This is a genomic window from Prevotella sp. KH2C16, assembly GCF_900113305.1.
Taxonomy (GTDB): domain Bacteria; phylum Bacteroidota; class Bacteroidia; order Bacteroidales; family Bacteroidaceae; genus Prevotella.
On record NZ_FOOW01000002.1, the window covers coordinates 71011 to 88739 of the forward strand.

Sequence of the window (17729 nt, forward strand, 5' to 3'; positions counted from 1 at the left end):
GAGGATTATGAAAAAATATAATTTGTTATCTTCCGTAGGAATCATGCTTTTGGCAGGTATACTGACATCGTGTAATGACTATCTGAAGGAGAGCTCGGACGATTTGCTGATTCCTAAGAAGGTTGATGAGTTTGAATCCGTTTTGCTGGGGGATGGATATCCCAACACGCTTACAGCGGATGTAGAGTGGATGGACTTGATGACCGACGATGCCGAAGTTTCGCCCTCAGCTAATCCTAACAGTACGCAGTCTGATGGCGACGACAATGTCTTTCTGCCTGTAGGGCGTGGTGCTTTTACATGGGCACAAGACATAGAGTATTATGATACCTCATACGGTAATGCCTACCAGAACCGTTATAAGAATATCATGGCATGCAACATTATTATCGAGAATGCCAACACAATGGAGGGCGACAGCATGGAGGTCAATTCCTGTGTGGCCCAAGCTTATGCCTTGCGAGCCATGAACTATCTTTATCTTGTCAATTGGTATGGGTTACCTTATAATCCTGCTACAGCGGACAAGGACATGGGCGTTATCATACGCCTTAAGAGCGAGATGGTGAGAGATCAGCCACAACGATCGACGGTGGCTCAGGTTTATGCTCAGATTATTGCTGATTTGGATAATGCTTCAATCCGGTTTAAGAAAGCCAAGAAATCAACGAATGTCTATCTTATGAATGAAAAGGCGGTAGACTTGTTGAAATGTCGTGTGGCTTTGTATACTCGGAACTGGGACGATGTCATAAAATACGGCAATGCATTTTCAGAAGACGACTTTAACCTTTATGACATTTCTACCTTGAAGAAGGAAGATATGAGGCATGAGAAAGAATATGTGTTCCTGAAAGCTAAGAATCCAGAAGTGTTGTTTATGTTTGGGGGCAGGGCGTTTACGCGCCAGGCCTATATGGATAATCTCGTTTTCATCAATGGTGCGGCATACGCACCTTCCCAAACGGAAGAGGGCGACCTGATAAACAGCTATCAGGAAGGGGACAACCGCATTTATGCTTTTTTCTGTCAAGACAATATAGAGTATGATTCGGAGTTTGATTACTATAATGTATATGAAGCCTACCGGCATCTGCCTTACAAGCATTATGCCATGAGTGAGTACTCTCAGGCCTTGCGTACATCGGAAGTATTGTTAAGCATGGCGGAAGCTTATGTACAGATAGGGAAACTGGACCTCGCCGTTGACTTGATAAATCTCTTGCATAAAAAGAGATTTACTGCAGACACCTATGAGGAATTGAGCGTTAGCGGCTTTGCATCCAAGGATGTTCTGCTGAAATATGTAAGGGACGAGCGTCGTAGGGAACTCTGTTTCGAGGAGACACATCGCTGGGATGATCTCAGGCGCTATGGTATGCCCCGCATAGAGCATAAGTTCTATGCGTCAAAGAACTCTGCCCCGGAAACCTATGTGCTGGAACAAGGCGATCAGAACTATACCTTGGAATTGCCTCAAAGTGAACTTGGCTATAATCAGGTTGTGGAGCGTATGAACAGGAGGGCAATAGAGTCTCAATAATAATAAAAAGGATTAGGATATGAAAAAGATAATATATTTCAGTTTGATAGGGATTTTTATGTTTTTGTCTTCTTGTTCCGAGGATGACATAGTTCCTGCAATAGACACGACTCCAGAATATGCGGAATTGTTGAAAGCCAATGCAGCTAAGTCCGATGCGGATGCCAAGATTTATGAATGGTATCAAAAGTATGGGACAGCCTTTTTGTATGATTTCAGGGATGTTGATTTCTCTTGGCAATGGGCTGGAAAGTTCAAGAATGCCTATATCAAGTTTGACACGGCAAACAAAGAAGATATGGAGGCGTTGGCAAATCTTCTATCCCTTATAGAAAAGAATTTCCTTAGTCTTTACGACGAAGATTTTCTAAAGAGCAACCTTCCTTATAAGGTGTTTCTCGTAAAAGTCCTGCGCAATACCTCTAATGTCAAGTCAACGCTGTCCTCTTCGTGGGTTTCGGCTTTAGGTAATGATCAAGATGCGTTTATGATTGGCTACCAGCAAAAGAATGGGAGAGTATTCTCTAATTCAACTTATGAGACGGAATTAGGGAATGTTTTCGGAAGTTTTTTCTATGATAATCTTCCTGTAAAGCCGGAAAAATTTGTCAATAGTCGTGTGGAATGTAAGTTCAGTCTGGTTACCATACCGGTAGATAATTCCATAACAGCAGAGTTTGCAAATAAACCAGACTGGGCAGACAAGAATCATCAGGCTAATGTATGCGGATATATAAAGGGATATACAATGACGAAAGTCAAAGTTCCAACCCCCGCTCAAGACTATACGGATTATCTGACTTTTATTACGAAGAACCCTGGTAGCTATATCCGGAAATATACGCAGTTCTATTGGAGGATAGCCAAGAGGGCAACCCTATTTATTGAATTCTTCCAAAAGGCGAATAATCAAGATCTTATAGGAGTCCAGAATGCCATGTTCCCGGATGACAAGGTCTCTATGGAGGACTTTGCTTATACAGAGTAATAACAAAGAATGATGAATGGAATGAAATGGATGGGGATGCTGTTTGCATTGTGCTACTTCTCCGTTATACAGGCACAACCTTTTCAAGGTATCATATTTCATGATAATGAGTCATGGAGCAGTATATTAAAACTTGCATCCGAACAGAATAAGTTGATATTCATGGATTGTTATACCACATGGTGTGGACCGTGTAAAGCGCTTGCAAAGGAAATCTTCCCACAGCAAGCCGTTGGTGAATTCTTCAACAGCAATTTCGTTAATGTTCGCTACGATATGGAGAAGGGAGACGGAAAAATGCTCAAAGAAAAATATGGGAAGAATATCATTGGATATCCAACATTGCTCTTTATTGACAAGACTGGTAAGGTGGTGCAGCAAATGGCAGGCTTCCATGAGGCAGACGAACTGATAGCCGGGGCCAAGAAGGCACTTCAGGGGCGAGATCTCTTCACACTTACCAAGGAGTATCGTGCAGGGAACCGTGATTTCAAGTTCCTCTGTGAGTATATGGCGAGTCTGAAAGGAGCATTTCTCAAGGATAGTGCAGCGCATGTTGCCCGGGAATTTTTAAGTAATCATCATCCCAAAGAACTTGACAAGGAGGAAGTTTGGAATGCTTTCGGCTCTTATGTAACCGATGTGGACAGTCCTGCTTTTGAGTATCTGGTCAATAATATAGCGCGTTACGGCTACAAGCTTAAACGCGATCGTTATCAGATTTCCTGGCAGTTGGAGATTAGCTGTACCCGTGAACTTAAGAGTATTTTTGATATCAAGTATGACGAGACACGAGGAATGTTCCTGCCGTTGTCTACCGATACGGCAAAAGCCGAAAAGATAATTGGCTTTATGTCCCGAGCCTCGTTGCCTGGAATCAACGACTATCGCATGCGCCTTTATGTCCATAGGATGTTATTGCAAAATCGGTTGGATGAAGCCTGGGATGCAATCCTTATTGCCATGAATGCTCAAATCAGCGGCTTCTATTCCCTGAGCGTAGAAAAATACATTCGCTATATGGTATCCAGGACAAATAATAAAAATGTTCTTAAAGGGTATCTTACCATATTGGAGCAGTTTATGAATACATCCAAGGAAGACAATTTCGCATTTGGAATGTATAAGACAATGGCAGAAATAAACGAAAGGCTTGGCAACAAAAAAGTGGCTAAGGAGCAGATGGAGCGTTATCAACAAGAAGATGAGAAAGCCCGAAAGGCTGTCGAGGCGTTTTTCAAGAAAGGATGAAGATGAAAATGATAAAGAATGTGTTAATTATAATGTGTATGCTTTTTCCCTTGTCCATGGCCGCACAGGGGCTATATCACATCGAAGGTGTGGCCAAAGGATTTGACGGGATGAAAGTGAGCCTGACGGATGAGAAAAAAACACCGTTGGATTCGTCTGTTGTACGGGAAGGCAGGTTCCTGTTACGGAAATCTTTATACAAGGTGGGTCCTGCTTTTGTTAGTGTCGGGAAAGCCAGAAGAATTATCTTTCTTGATGAGAATCCTATATTCCTACAGTATTCCGAGGAGATGAGAGAGCTCGGAGACAAAAAGGTAAAGTTGCCGAGGTTACAGGTCTCAGGAGATGAAGATCAGGACCTGCTCACCAAAATGAACAATGTGCTTTCTCAGGAAATGATGACGATGTTGGCAATCTCATTTTCCCAAAAGGAAGGGCAGATTTCTGAAAAGGATACTTTGGTGCAGCTATATGTGAATGCCACGAAGATGAAAAAGGCCGTTTTCGACAGCATCGTAACCCATTGTAAGGATAGTTATGTGGCAGGCATGATTATCAATAATTATTTGAGTAAGGAGCTTCCCTATCCGGAAGTCCAAAGTCTCTATGACTCATTGAGCCCTCGTGTGAGAAGTTCATCTATAGGGAAGGAGCTACAAGCTACATTAAAGAAGCAGAAAACCACGCTGGCGGGGGCAAAAGCACCTGCTTTCAGTCTGCCCACACCTGATGGCACAGAAGTCTCTCTGGCTTCAGTAAAAGGCAAATGTGTATTGATTGACTTCTGGGCATCGTGGTGTGGTCCATGTATCAGGGAACTTCCCAATATAAAAGAAGTTTATGCCAAATATCATACCAAGGGATTTGAGGTTATCTCGATATCCCTCGACGACAATAAAGACAAGTGGGTGGGGGCTATAAAGAAGTATCAGCTGCCTTGGCTTCAGTTGTCTTCCCTCAAAGGCTGGAAGTGTCCAGTAGCCAAACTTTATAATGTCTCTGCTGTACCAGCCATGGTCTTGCTTGACGAAAATGGGCTGATTATTACTGATAATGCCCGTGGCGAGGCTCTCGAAAAAGAAGTATCTAAACTATGTAAATAATGAAACGAATTCTATTTATTTGTATGATATGTGCCCTGAGTGTGCAGTTGGCTGGCGCACAGGGCATCCAGTTCTTTAAGGGGAGCTGGAATGATGTGATGGCGGAGGCCAAGTCTACCGGGAAACCGGTTTTCATCGATGTATATACCAGCTGGTGTATGCCTTGTAAGAAAATGGCAAAGGAGACTTTTACCCAGAAGGAAATAGGCGACTATTTCAATGTGCATTTCGTGAATTATCAGATCGACGCAGAGAAGGGCGAAGGCATTTCCATAGCCCGACAGTATAAGGTAACGGCCTATCCTACCTGTCTCTTCGTTCTTCCCAATGGCAAACTCGTACATACTTTCTTGGGCTTTCAGACCGTAAAGCAGTTGCTAAAGCAAGGTCAACAGGCAGTCAAAAATGCTATGCTGCTACCAGACCTGGAGAAAATGGATAAAGAATATCAGGCTGGAAATCGTGATAAAAACTTTCTGATGGCCTATTGTGGCAAGCGAAAAGATTTCGGACAGAAGGGGGGGCAGCCACTCAACGAGCTCCTGCAGCAGTTTAGCGATGAGGAACTGGGCAATGTCGAGTATGCCGAATGGCTAAAGAGTTCCACCATTTATGACAAGGAACTTGTTGACAGACTGGTAAGACTCGTGGAGGCAATGAAGGCTGCTGGAGACAAAAAAGCTTTCGTCAAGTTCGACAATACGGTGATGGCTACATTGAGCACTTATCTTAATGATGCAATCGATAACAATCGTCGCCAACAGTTCGATCATCTGTTTGCCTCCAAGGAAAGGCTTGACGCAATCGATGTTTCTAATCGGAACAACGGTATGCTGGCATCCATGGGGGGCGGTATATCCTATACACCTAAAGAACTTATACGGCTCACTTTCCTCCGGAAAAACAACTATGTCTCCGAATTTCGCCACGACTACGCTGATTATATGGCAAAGATAATGCGCGAGTCGCCTACTGATTCACTCCTTTTGCGCTCTAACGCAGAGGCACAAGCACACTATGATTTTATGAATGACGCATCAATAAGCAAGGAGGAAAAGAATTCACAAGACCAAAGTTATGGTTTCCTGAAATTGCTGACATCGGTGAGTGCCCAGTTGGAGGCTGGCTCCCTATTCAGTTCTTGGGATTATTATTGGGGTAATAGGGAACTGGATGCAGCCCAGAAACATACTGCAGTAGCCTGGTTGAAACATCTTTACGCTACTTGGCGTAATGCAGATCTGGCTTTGCCCATCGCTGATAAGCTCCTGGAATTAGGGCAGACGGCTGAAGCGAAGCTTATGTTGCAGGATTTAGTGAACTATCTCAAGTTAACGGGAGATGAGGATAAGCAGTTGAATAAAGTGCTGGAAAAATTGAAGAAACTTTGATTCTTATCGTGTCCATTAGGTTTTATACTTGTTGATAATCTCTCCCTGTGTGTATGCATAGGTAGGAAGATACTTTATAAAGGCAGATTCATATCTTATAATAAATAAGGCAGAGTGAAATGCTCTGCCTTATTTTGTTTTCATCCTGCAAATTAGGAGCGCCACAATCCGTGGAGATTGCAATACTCGCGGGCATACACCTCCTTGGCGTCGGTCTTGAATTCAGCCACGGGCTTGTCGCTCGGGGTGAGGTGCTTGCGGAGCACACCGTCCTCGGTAACCAGCTCTATCCACTGGATATAGTGAGCTTCGGTCATGGGATGCTCTACTTCGCCCACCGTAACACGATACCCGTCGGCGGTCTTCTCCACGACGGGGACATGCTTTTCCTTGGCTCCATCGGTGTCATTTTCCTTCAGGAGCAGCATCGGCTCTCCGCAGCATTCAGGCGTGCAGCCACCCTCAATGACCACTTCTACCATGCAGTTACAATCTTTGCACTTGTAAATCTCGTTTCTCTTAGTCATACTGTTAATGTTTAAATGTATAATGCAAAAATATGGATTATTTTTAATAATCGTGCTCTTTTAACATAAATTATGAGGAGAAAACTGTGTCTTTATCGGCTAATTGTCGAGATTTATTCCTATATTTGCCACTACCTGAACCACGGGCGAGGGCAAACGGATTCCATGTTGGATTTATAGCGCATTATACAGGAATATTAAGAATAGGGTTATGAAGGTTTTATTGGTAAACGGAAGCGCAATCACGCAGGGCAATACATTCGTTGCTTTGAGCGAGATTGCAAAGACACTCGAGGCAGAGGAGATAGAGACTGAAATCGTGGAGATAGGCAAAAGGCCTGTGCGCGGGTGCATAGCTTGCGGCTCCTGCAAGGAAAAAGGTAACGGGCGGTGCGTGTTTGACGATGATATCTGTAATCGCATATCGGAAAAGGTGGAGGCTGCGGATGCCTTTGTCTTTGGTTCGCCAGTCTATTTCGGGCAGCCTAACGGAGCTCTTCTTGCCGTCTTGCAACGCCTGCTGTATTCCAACGGAGCCGCCTTCGAGTTCAAACCGGTGGCCAATGTTGCCATTTGCCGTCGCGGCGGGGCTACCGCTGCTTTCCAGACAATGAACATGGCGTTTCAGATGATGAATATGCCCATCGCTACTTCGCAGTATTGGAATATAGCCTATGGGCGTCTGCAGGGCGAGACATTGCAAGATTTGGAAGGAATGCAGACCATGAGACAGCTCGCGCGGAACATGGCCTGGATGCTGAAGAAGCTTCATGCCGACGGGGTTGCCGACAAGCCGGCTACGGAGGCTGCACAACCTATGCACTTCATCCGGTAGGCCTTTTCAGAACCATAGTGCGGCAGGAACGAGCCGGGAATGTGGCACCGTGGATTGTCAACGAGTATTTTTTTATAATTCAGGAGTAAAAAATAGAGCTATGTTTAAGGTTGGAATTATAGGTGCGGGGAAAATCGCACGGAAGATGGCTAAGACATTAGCCGCAGTAAATGACATGGAAGTCGGTGCCATTGCGTCGCGCTCATTGGAGAAGGCAAAGGCCTTTGCTGACGAATGCAATGTGAAGAAGGCCTATGGCAGCTATGAGGAATTGGTGGATGATGCGGATATAGACCTCGTTTATATCGCTACTCCCCATTCCCATCACTATGATCAGGCCCTGCTTACGGTGAATGCCAGTAAGCCGGTCTTGGTAGAGAAGGCCTTCACGGCCAATGCCCATCAGGCGGAAAGGCTCCTGACCGTTGCCCGGGAGAAAGGTGTTTTCATCACGGAGGCAATCTGGACGCGCTATATGCCCTTGTCCCTCAAAATCAAGGAGATAGTAGATAGCGGTATCATAGGTGAGCCTCATCTGCTTACTGCGAACCTTTGCTACCGGGTGGAGGATGTAGCGCGTATCGTTCGCCCCGAACTTTGTGGCGGCGCATTGCTTGACCTGGGAGTCTATGCGATTAACTTTGCAAGGATGTATTTCGGCAACAATGTCCAGAAGACGGTGAGCAACTGTATTCTGGGAGCAACGGGAATGGATATGCAGGAAAGCATCTCGCTCGTTTATTCGGGAAATAAGATGGCAAACCTTTTGGCAGGCGCTTTGTGCCAGAGCGACCGTCAGGGGATTATCAGCGGAACTGAAGGCTATATCCGGGTGGATAGCATAAACTGTCCGAGGCTCGTGGAGGTATACCGAGACTATGTGCTACATGCACAATACTACTGTCCGGAAGATATTATAACCGGTTATGAATATGAGGTCTTGGAGTGCAAGCGGTGCATAGAAGCTGGCTTGTTGGAATCTCCCTTGATGCCGCACAAGGAGACGGTCAGCGTTATGAGGCAGATGGATGCCCTCAGAAAAGAGTGGGGAGTCAGATATCCGATGGACGAGGAGTGAGCCGCCGTATCCCTATTATTATATAAGAGTATGGCCTCTCCTGCATTCCGTCGACTTCAATATGGGGCAGGAAGCCCATCCCATGAATAAAAGAAGGAAAGTGCAGAAACACTTTCCTTCTTTTGGTATGATGCTAACAGGCTACCTGTTATTTGCGGTAAAGTTCCCGGATGAGCTGCATGAACTTTTTGGTTAGGTCAATATCGTTTCCTATGGTGATGTGAATAAAGTCATTGTCGGGCATACCTGTCGTGATAATTGTAATTCGAGACAGGTTTCTTTATGATGTCTCAAATTTTCTACAGTCCATAGATATATCCCAATATATTATGGGGAATAGTTTGAAAACATGTTAGTCATGTTTCTTAAATAGTTTGATCCAAATCGGTTTCTTGAAGGTCGTTGTTATCCAGGCTACCGCACTGTGCGTTGTCGTAGCGAACCCGGCATCCGGCATAATAGTCGACGAGGATCTTAAGTTTCACGCTGCGCTTGTTGAACTCAGCCTTGTCATCAGCGTGTGGTACACCGAGACATCAAATCATGTAGCAGATGAACGAGTTCAGAAAGGAGTGGGGCGTAGTCTATCCTGTGGATGGGCAACACTAACTGCCTTCCTTTATAGCGCACGATACAGATTACTGTCGGTCTGTTTGGGAAGGCTGTTTTCTTTTCTATTATTTTTTTGCATGTTTGGGGCAGTAGGGGGATTTTCCTTGCAGTTTTAGGAGTTTTCCTCTTCGAATTAGGGAAAACAAATTTTTGTTATCGGAATTTAGTCCTATCTTTGCGATATCAGAAGTGATCAGTAACCCAATGTCGAACAATTAAATATTACGATTATGAAAAAGATGATTATAGCTATCGTAGCAATGATGATGTTCGGTACGATGAGTATGAATGCCCAGGGCTTTTATCGCCATGACAACAGGGACAAAAAGTTCAGGAAGGAATTCCGGGTAAAGGGGAACAGATGGCATAAGATGGATCGCCACCATGGCAGAAGGATGTACCGCATGGCTCCGCCTCCTCCTCCGCGTCCGATGCCAATGCGCTCGGCATCCCGTCAGGTGATTATTGTGGAGCGGACTCCGGTGCCTCCACCACCTCCTCGCCATTATGTATACCGTTCTGACGGGCGCGTTATTGCAGCGGCTGCCACGGGTGCAGTACTGGCAACGGTCTTGCTGAGCATGGCTAAATAGCCGCTCGTCTATATATTTTTCCAAGGTCCGGATCTATAGATCTGGACCTTTTGGTATGCGGGGGAGTAGGAAACGCACAGACCCCTACTATTTTTTCCCTTTTTCGCACAACGACTGCTAAAATGGTTTATAGTAGGCTGTTTCTCATGAATTGCATAATGTCCTTGGCCCGGTCGAGATCGTTCCCTACGGTGATGTGGAATAGTTCCTGTTCTGGGAGTGTCGTCGTGAGCACGATCTGGTAGTCATTCACCATGTAAGGATTGGCGCTGTTGTTGAATGTAATGTCCTTGACGCTCGCCTTGGGAATCTTTGTCCCGTCAATGACAAGCTCATCGGGGTAGAAGAGCAGTGGCCGGGAGCGTGTCGGACTGGTCAGGCTGGTGGAGGTTATCACATTCTTCGGCTCGCCATACAGTGCCGTCATCTTTTGGATATACTCATCGTCGGTTTCGTAGACCGTTGCCATAGGACTCACGGGTTCTCCGCCTCTCTTCTTACTTTTCATGCTGATAATGCAGAGAATCAAAGCAATCACGACTAATGCAATGACGATAATGGAAATGTAAGAAATGATCATGATAGGTTTTGTTTGTATGGTTTGTCCTGATATTTTGTGTCTGGAGAGGTAATGAAACCAGACTTTCAAGGAGTAGATAGCCGGGAAGCACTATACATTCAACCATTGTGCACAGATTTCCGTGTACAAAATCTTTGCTTTAATAATATTGGGAAACGAAATGAGATACCGCAGGTTTTGCAATATAGGTTCTCTAATCCAGGTCGCCCTCTTCAAAGGTTGTCGTGTTCCAGTCGCCCGTCTCATAGCCTTTCTTCAACCAGTACATGCGCTGCTGGGAAGTCCCGTGGGTAAAGGTCTCCGGCTGTGAGTATCCCTGCGCTTTTTCCTGAAGGTAATTGTCGCCGATTTTCTGAGCACATTCGATAGCTTCTTCAAGGTCGTTGTCATCCAGACTACCATACTGGGCGTCGTCGTAGTGAGCCCAGCATCCGGCATAATAGTCGGCAAGGAGCTCCAGCTTGACACTGAGCTTGTTGGCCTCGGCCTTGTTGAGGCGGCTCATCTTTTGGTGGCACTTGGCCAGAATACCTCGGAGATACTCCACATGATGCCCCACTTCGTGCGCTATCACATAGGCATAGGCAAACGAGGTGTTGTCGTCGGTTTTAACGCCGAGCGAGCTTCCCATGGTTGTGAAGAAACTCAAATCCACATACAGCTTCTGGTCGCCGCTGCAATAGAACGGTCCCATTGCTGACTGTCCTGTGCCGCAGGCCGTACTCGTGGCTCCGGTAAAAAGCACGAGGGTGGGATATTCATACTTCAATCCGTGTTTCTGAAACTGCTCCGTCCATACATCCTCGGTACCGGCAAGCACAGTCTTGGAGAACTCAGCGAATTGCAGTTCTTCTTCGGAAAACTCCGTCTGGCCGTTCCCCGGTTGCTCCTGAACCTGCGACTGCAGTTGCTGTTGTACCACATTGCCGATGACATCGGTGAGGCTTCCTCCCGACATCAAGGTTATCAAGGCAACCACGATGATGCCGCCAATGCCTCCGATACCAGCCTTTGCGCCGGTGGACATGCCACGGCGATCTTCTACATTGTCGCTTTGTCTTCTTCCGTTAAGTCTCATGTTTGTGTAGATTTGAAATTATGTTGCAAATATAGTAATATTTTTAGGAATCCCAACACTCGCATTGAGTTTTTTTGTATTTTGTCACTTGTATTCATGACGGGCGCAAATGATATATAGAGACTTATATAAAAAAATAAAGATGAGTTTTGCCGTTAGCGGATTTTTTTGTAATTTTGCGGAGTTTTTGGAACAAATATAAAATTTCATCATAATGAATATCTCTTATAAATGGCTTAAAGAGTATGTAGATTTCAACCTGACGCCGCAGGAGGTGGCGGATGCACTCACCTCTACGGGGCTTGAGGTCGATGCATTGGAAGAAGTTCAGTCCGTCAAGGGCGGGCTGAAGGGCCTTTATGTGGGCAAAGTGCTCACCTGCGAGGCTCATCCTAATAGCGACCACCTGCATGTAACTACCGTAGACTTGGGCAAGGGCGAGCCGCAGCAGATAGTGTGCGGAGCGCCGAATGTTGCTGCCGGACAGAAGGTCATCGTTGCCGATCTCGGCTGCATACTCTATGATGGCGACAAGGAGTTCACCATCAAGAAGTCCAAGCTTCGTGGCGTAGACAGCTTCGGCATGATATGTGCCGAAGACGAAATAGGCATAGGCACTGATCACGCAGGAATCATCGTGCTGCCGGAGGATGCGGTGGTAGGGACGCCTGCTGCTGAATACTATCATCTCGAGAGCGACTGGCTGATAGAGATAGACATTACCGCCAACCGTTCGGATGCCCTCTCTCACTATGGCGTAGCCCGCGACCTCTATGCCTGGCTGAAACAGAACGGTTATCAGACAAGCCTGCATCGTCCTTCCTGCGACGATTTCAAGGTAGACGACGAGAACCTTCCGATTGAGGTGGAGATAGAGAACCAGGAAGCCTGCAGGCGCTATGCATGCCTGAGCATCACGGACTGCGAGGTCAAGGAAAGCCCACGGTGGCTGAAAGACAGGCTGTCCGTAATCGGCCTGCGCCCCATCAACAACATCGTGGACATCACCAACTATATCATGATGGCCTACGGGCAGCCCATGCATTGTTTTGATGCCGACATGGTGAAGGGGCACAAGATCGTGGTTCGCACCCAGCCAGAGGGTACCCGTTTTGTTACCCTTGATGGAGAGGAGCACGAGCTCGGCGAGCACGATTTGAGCATCTGTAATGCCGAGGAGCCTATGTGTATCGCGGGAATCTTCGGCGGCAAGGGCTCCGGTACCTATGAGACCACGAGGAATGTGGTTCTCGAGAGTGCTTATTTCCATCCCACATGGATTCGCAAGAGTGCGCGCCGCCATGGCCTTTCCACCGATGCCAGCTATCGTTTTGAGCGTGGCATCGACCCCAACGGTGTGGTCTATGCGCTCAAGCAGGCTGCCATCCTCTGCAAGCAGCTTGCCGGCGGCAAGGTGAGCATGCAGATTAAGGATGTTTATCCAGAGCCCATTGAACCGGCTAAGGTTCGTCTGGACTATGGCTACTGCGATGTGCTCATCGGCAAGAGCTTAGGACACGACACCATCAAGAGCATTGCCGAGAGCCTCGAGATGAAGGTGCTGGCCGAAGACAAGCAGGGGCTGGACCTCGAAATACCGACCTATCGCGTAGATGTGCGCCGTCCCTGCGATGTCGTGGAGGAAATTTTGCGCATCTACGGATATAATAATGTGGAGATTCCCACGCAGTTGAAGTCGTCCCTCACCGTCCAGGGCGAGGAGGATATGCAGTATCACATGCAGAACGTCATCGGTGAACAGCTCGTGGGATGCGGCTTCAACGAGATCATGAACAACTCCCTTACCAAGGTATCCTACTATGAGAATACCGCTTTCAACCACTATCCGTGGGAGAAGAGCGTGAGGGTGATGAACCCGTTGAGTGCCGATCTCGGCATGATGCGCCAGACCTTGCTTTTCGGAGGGCTGGAAAGCGTCCTGCGGAATGTGAACCGCAAGAACGCAAACCTGAAGTTCTTCGAGGTGGGCAACTGTTATCAGTTCTCGCCCGAGAAGCATGATGTGGAGAATCCGGCCAAGGCTTACAGCGAAGACTATCGTCTGGGGCTCTGGCTTACGGGCAAGCGCGTCCAGGGCTCATGGGCTCATCCCGACGAGGCGAGCAGCTTCTACGAGCTCAAGGCCTATGTGGAGAACATCTTTGCGCGTGTGGGACTCACTCCGAACATGACTGTTCAGGAGAAGACCGACAACAACATCTACTCCAAGGGACTGGCTGTCAAGAACCGGGGAGGAAAGACCATCGCCCAGATGGGCATCCTGAGCCGCAAGATATTGAAGATGTTCGATCTCGAAAACGATGTCTACTATGCGGAAATCGACTGGAGTCTGTTGATGAAGTCGGTGCGCAAGAACAAGCTCGAGTATACCGAAATCTCCAAGTATCCTGCTGTCAGCCGCGACCTCGCGCTACTTTTAGACAGTAGCATAGAGTTTGCCCAGATCGAGCAGATTGCCCGTCAGACGGAGAAGAAGTTCCTGAAAAAGGTGGAGCTCTTCGATGTCTATCAAGGCAAGAACCTGCCAGAGGGCAAGAAGAGCTATGCCGTTAACTTCATTCTTCAGGATGACAGCAAGACCCTTAACGACAAGTCCATCGACGCCATCATGCAGAAACTCATCAAGAACCTCACCACCCAGCTGAACGCAGAGCTCAGATAAGCCTGAGCCCGGTGCCCCCTATTTTACCCGCAAGGGACAAAGTTCTGTTGCGGTTTAATTAAGAATCAAACAACTATAAAACTAAAACAGGAAGAAAGTCTTGCCGAAACCGCTCCTGAAAACAGGAACTCTCCTGGCGGAGAGACTGGGTAAGGCTTCTTCGCAACCTTTCAAATTATGGGAAGAGCATTTGAATATCGCAAAGCAACCAAGCTGAAACGATGGGGCCACATGGCCAAGACATTCACGAAACTGGGCAAGCAGATTGCCATTGCCGTCAAGGCGGGCGGTCCGGAACCGGAAAACAATCCTACGCTGCGTGCCGTCATTGCGACCGCAAAGCGCGAGAACATGCCTAAGGACAATATCGAGCGTGCCATCAAGAACGCCATGGGCAAGGACACCAGCGAATACAAGGAGGTGCCCTACGAGGGATACGGTCCTCATGGAATAGCCGTCTTCGTCGACGCCCTTACGGATAACACGACCCGCACGGTGGCTGATGTCCGCTCGGTATTCAATAAATTCAGCGGCAACCTTGGCACACAGGGCTCCTTGGGTTTCCTTTTCGACCATAAATGCGTGTTCACTTTCAAGAAGAAAGAGGGCATGAATATGGACGATCTGATTCTGGAACTGATAGACTTTGGGGTGGACGACGAGTATGATGACGACGAGGAGGCCGGGGAAATCACCATCTATGGTGAGCCTACCAGCTTCGGCGACATCCAGAAATATCTCGAGGAAAACGGATACGAGATTGCCAGCGCCGAGTTTACCCGCATCCCTAACGACCTCAAGGATGTAACTCCGGAACAGCGAGAGACCATCGACAAGATGGTGGAGAAACTCGAGGAGTTTGACGATGTGCAGAATGTGTACACCAATATGAAGCCTTCCGTTGAGGAAGAGGGCTAAAGATTCGTCTTTCGGATAAGACAAAACCGCAGGCTTCAGATGAAGCCTGCGGTTTTGTCTTGCGTGATTCCGTTTCCCGGGAGGTTGAGCCCCGTCTTCCTTTCAGCAGCTATCTGCTTGACAAAATCGCCGATTTTGTCTGACGAAATCGGCGAAATCATGCGACAAAATCGCCGATTTTGTTTCCTTTTTGAAGGCTTCCGGTTTTCCTCCCGGTTTCTGGGCGTGAAGGCTCTGGCCGTTATGGGAAAACGGAAAGGCCTGCGGGAGAAGTTCCTATTGATAGTCCTGTGCCGTGAAAGTCTCCTCGTAGAGCACGGTCTTCGGGTCTTTTGCCGAACGGCAGGTATATGAGAAGCTGAATCCGGCGTCCTTGTAAGCCTTCAGGGAGGTCGACTCCTTGATGCCTTTTCGCAGTCCGTCGTGCAGCTGGCCGCGAATTTTCTCGACTGTCGTCTTGTCATCCAGCTTGTCGGTGAACGAGCAGTAGTAGTGATAGGTGTTGGTGGTGCGGTCGAAGGCAATGCTGTCCGTGCGTTGGAAATTGTTCACCGGGGTGGGGCAGTTCTTGCGGGTGTATTCCTTCGCCTCGCGTTCCGCCCGGTCTTGCAGACTCTCGTGGCATGCTCCGAAGAGAAAAACGGCGAGCAGAAGAATGATGTTTTTTTTCATGAAATCATGTTTAATTTTTGCAAAGGTAACAAGAATCTGCGAAAAAATGATTATCTTTGCGACTTAAAGAAAATATTTTTCATGAATCACATAAGGAATTTCTGCATCATAGCCCATATCGACCATGGCAAGTCTACGCTTGCCGACCGTCTGCTGGAATACACCAAGACCATACAGGTAACGGCCGGCCAGATGCTCGACAACATGGATCTGGAGCGCGAGCGGGGAATTACCATCAAGAGTCATGCCATTCAGATGGAGTACAAGGCCGATAACGGAGACACCTATATACTGAATCTGATAGACACTCCGGGGCATGTAGACTTTTCTTATGAGGTGTCGCGCAGCATCGCGGCATGCGAAGGAGCGTTGCTCGTCGTGGATGCCACCCAGGGCGTTCAGGCCCAGACCATCAGCAATCTCTATATGGCCATTGACCATAACCTTGAGATTATCCCCGTAATCAACAAAATAGACATGCCTTCGGCCATGCCCGACGAGGTGGAGGATGAGATTGTCGACCTGATCGGTTGCGATCGGGAGGACATCATCCGGGCTTCGGGAAAGACCGGCGAAGGGGTGCGGGACATCCTCGAGGCCGTAGTCAGGCGCATCCCTGCTCCTGTGGGCAACCCGGAAGAGCCTCTGCAGGCCCTGATCTTCGACTCTGTCTTCAACAGCTTCCGCGGCATCATCACGCTTTGCAAGGTGCTTAACGGGAGTATCCGAAAGGGCGACAAGGTGAAGTTCTTCAATACCGGAATGGAGTATACGGCAGATGAAGTAGGCGTGCTGAAGATGGATATGGTGCCCCGGACGGTTCTCGAGACCGGCGAGGTGGGGTATATCATCAGCGGAATCAAGACCGCCACCGAGGTTAAGGTCGGCGATACGGTTACCCATGTGGATGCCCCTTGCCTCAAGGCTATTGCCGGTTTCCAGGAAGTGAAGCCCATGGTGTTTGCCGGAGTCTATCCCATAGACCCCAATGACTATGAGAATCTGCGGGCGAGTCTTGAGAAACTGCAGCTCAACGATGCCTCCCTTACTTTCTCTCCGGAGTCTTCCGTAGCCTTGGGATTCGGCTTCCGCTGCGGCTTCCTCGGGCTTCTGCATATGGAAATCATACAGGAACGCCTCGACCGGGAGTTCAATATGGATGTCATTACCACGGTGCCGAATGTGAGCTACATGGTTTACGACAAGCACGGCGATGCCAAGGAAGTGCATAATCCGTCAGGGCTGCCCGACCAGACACTCATCGAGCATATTGAGGAACCTTATATCAAGGCATCCATCATCACGGCTTCCACTTATATCGGTCCCATCATGAAGCTCTGCCTGGACAAGCGTGGAGAACTCATCAAGCAGGAGTATGTGAGCGGAAATCGTGTCGAACTGCACTTCATGCTGCCGCTCGGCGAAATCGTCATTGACTTCTACGACAAGCTGAAGAGCATCTCCAAGGGCTATGCCTCGTTTGATTATCACCTCTCGGGATTCCGTCCCTCGAAGCTGGCAAAGCTCGATATCCTTTTGAACGGTGAGCCCGTGGATGCCCTGTCGACACTCACGCATCAGGACAATGCTACCACGCTGGGGCGCAGGATGTGCGAGAAACTGAAGGAACTCATTCCGCGTCAGCAGTTCGACATTGCCATTCAGGCAGCCATAGGTGCCAAGATCGTGGCCCGGGAGACTGTGAAGCAGGTGCGCAAGGATGTTACGGCCAAGTGCTATGGCGGTGATGTCTCCCGTAAGCGCAAGCTTCTCGAGAAGCAAAAACGGGGTAAGAAGCGCATGAAACAAATCGGCAATGTGGAGGTTCCGCAGAAGGCATTCCTTGCCGTATTGAAGCTGGATTAACTAAAATCTTA

The 17729-nt window shown here is 47.9% G+C and carries 16 protein-coding genes; 11 read left to right on the forward strand and 5 right to left on the reverse strand.

The genetic code is table 11. From position 1 onward, the window contains the following. The first annotated feature begins 7 nt into the window (after positions 1–7). From BM114_RS01920 to BM114_RS01940, 5 genes are read left to right on the forward strand one after another with little or no spacing between them, the layout of a single operon-like run. On the forward strand, positions 8–1543 hold the full coding sequence (locus tag BM114_RS01920; RefSeq protein ID WP_092109828.1) for a RagB/SusD family nutrient uptake outer membrane protein: 1536 nt from the start codon (positions 8–10) through the stop codon (positions 1541–1543). A 19-nt stretch (positions 1544–1562) separates the two neighbouring features. Then, positions 1563–2531, forward strand: a complete 969-nt coding sequence (locus BM114_RS01925; RefSeq protein ID WP_143089228.1) for a hypothetical protein — start codon at positions 1563–1565, stop codon at positions 2529–2531. Between the two features lie 36 nt (positions 2532–2567). Next, positions 2568–3782 (forward strand): thioredoxin family protein, encoded by a 1215-nt coding sequence (locus tag BM114_RS01930; protein WP_255406406.1) that lies wholly within the window; start codon positions 2568–2570, stop codon positions 3780–3782. A gap of 38 nt (positions 3783–3820) precedes the next feature. Next, positions 3821–4885 carry a TlpA family protein disulfide reductase gene (locus BM114_RS01935; RefSeq protein WP_177207021.1) on the forward strand — a complete coding sequence of 355 codons (1065 nt, stop codon included), beginning with the start codon at positions 3821–3823 and terminating at the stop codon, positions 4883–4885. Further along, positions 4885–6276 (forward strand): thioredoxin family protein, encoded by a 1392-nt coding sequence (locus BM114_RS01940; RefSeq protein ID WP_092109836.1) that lies wholly within the window; start codon positions 4885–4887, stop codon positions 6274–6276. Before BM114_RS01935 ends, BM114_RS01940 begins: the two co-directional genes overlap by 1 nt. A 152-nt stretch (positions 6277–6428) precedes the next feature. On the opposite strand, the gene BM114_RS01945 is transcribed toward BM114_RS01940, so the two are convergent. Then, complete coding sequence (locus BM114_RS01945; RefSeq protein WP_092109838.1) at positions 6429–6803, reverse strand: desulfoferrodoxin; 375 nt, start codon at positions 6801–6803, stop codon at positions 6429–6431. A 211-nt stretch (positions 6804–7014) separates the two neighbouring features. On the opposite strand from BM114_RS01945, the gene BM114_RS01950 reads away from it, so the two are divergent. From BM114_RS01950 to BM114_RS01965, 3 genes are all read left to right on the forward strand, one after another. Then, positions 7015–7638 carry a flavodoxin family protein gene (locus BM114_RS01950; protein ID WP_092109840.1) on the forward strand — a complete coding sequence of 208 codons (624 nt, stop codon included), beginning with the start codon at positions 7015–7017 and terminating at the stop codon, positions 7636–7638. A 100-nt stretch (positions 7639–7738) separates the two neighbouring features. Continuing rightward, positions 7739–8716 (forward strand): Gfo/Idh/MocA family protein, encoded by a 978-nt coding sequence (locus BM114_RS01955; protein ID WP_092109842.1) that lies wholly within the window; start codon positions 7739–7741, stop codon positions 8714–8716. 842 nt (positions 8717–9558) lie between these two features. Then, positions 9559–9921: a hypothetical protein gene (locus BM114_RS01965; RefSeq protein WP_092109846.1), complete on the forward strand. Its 363-nt coding sequence runs from the start codon at positions 9559–9561 to the stop codon at positions 9919–9921. A 127-nt stretch (positions 9922–10048) separates the two neighbouring features. Here the strand turns inward: BM114_RS01965 and BM114_RS01970 are convergent, their stop codons facing one another. Both BM114_RS01970 and BM114_RS01975 read right to left on the reverse strand, forming a co-directional pair. Beyond that, positions 10049–10501 carry a hypothetical protein gene (locus BM114_RS01970; RefSeq protein WP_143089229.1) on the reverse strand — a complete coding sequence of 151 codons (453 nt, stop codon included), beginning with the start codon at positions 10499–10501 and terminating at the stop codon, positions 10049–10051. A gap of 193 nt (positions 10502–10694) precedes the next feature. Beyond that, positions 10695–11579, reverse strand: a complete 885-nt coding sequence (locus tag BM114_RS01975; protein WP_092109850.1) for a KPN_02809 family neutral zinc metallopeptidase — start codon at positions 11577–11579, stop codon at positions 10695–10697. Positions 11580–11793: 214 nt separating this feature from the next. On the opposite strand from BM114_RS01975, the gene pheT reads away from it, so the two are divergent. Further along, the gene (pheT, locus tag BM114_RS01980; RefSeq protein ID WP_092109852.1) at positions 11794–14262 is read left to right on the forward strand and encodes a phenylalanine--tRNA ligase subunit beta; all 2469 of its coding nucleotides are present in this window, start codon (positions 11794–11796) and stop codon (positions 14260–14262) included. A 177-nt stretch (positions 14263–14439) separates the two neighbouring features. Continuing rightward, complete coding sequence (locus tag BM114_RS01985; RefSeq protein ID WP_092109855.1) at positions 14440–15180, forward strand: YebC/PmpR family DNA-binding transcriptional regulator; 741 nt, start codon at positions 14440–14442, stop codon at positions 15178–15180. Between the two features lie 35 nt (positions 15181–15215). Here BM114_RS01985 and BM114_RS14575 read toward each other — a convergent pair whose 3' ends face one another. Beyond that, the gene (locus BM114_RS14575; protein ID WP_255406400.1) at positions 15216–15341 is read right to left on the reverse strand and encodes a hypothetical protein; all 126 of its coding nucleotides are present in this window, start codon (positions 15339–15341) and stop codon (positions 15216–15218) included. Between the two features lie 115 nt (positions 15342–15456). Next, complete coding sequence (locus BM114_RS01990) at positions 15457–15852, reverse strand: hypothetical protein (protein ID WP_092109857.1); 396 nt, start codon at positions 15850–15852, stop codon at positions 15457–15459. An 81-nt stretch (positions 15853–15933) separates the two neighbouring features. On the opposite strand from BM114_RS01990, the gene lepA reads away from it, so the two are divergent. After that, positions 15934–17718 (forward strand): translation elongation factor 4, encoded by a 1785-nt coding sequence (gene lepA, locus BM114_RS01995; protein WP_092109860.1) that lies wholly within the window; start codon positions 15934–15936, stop codon positions 17716–17718. Positions 17719–17729 lie beyond the last annotated feature (11 nt).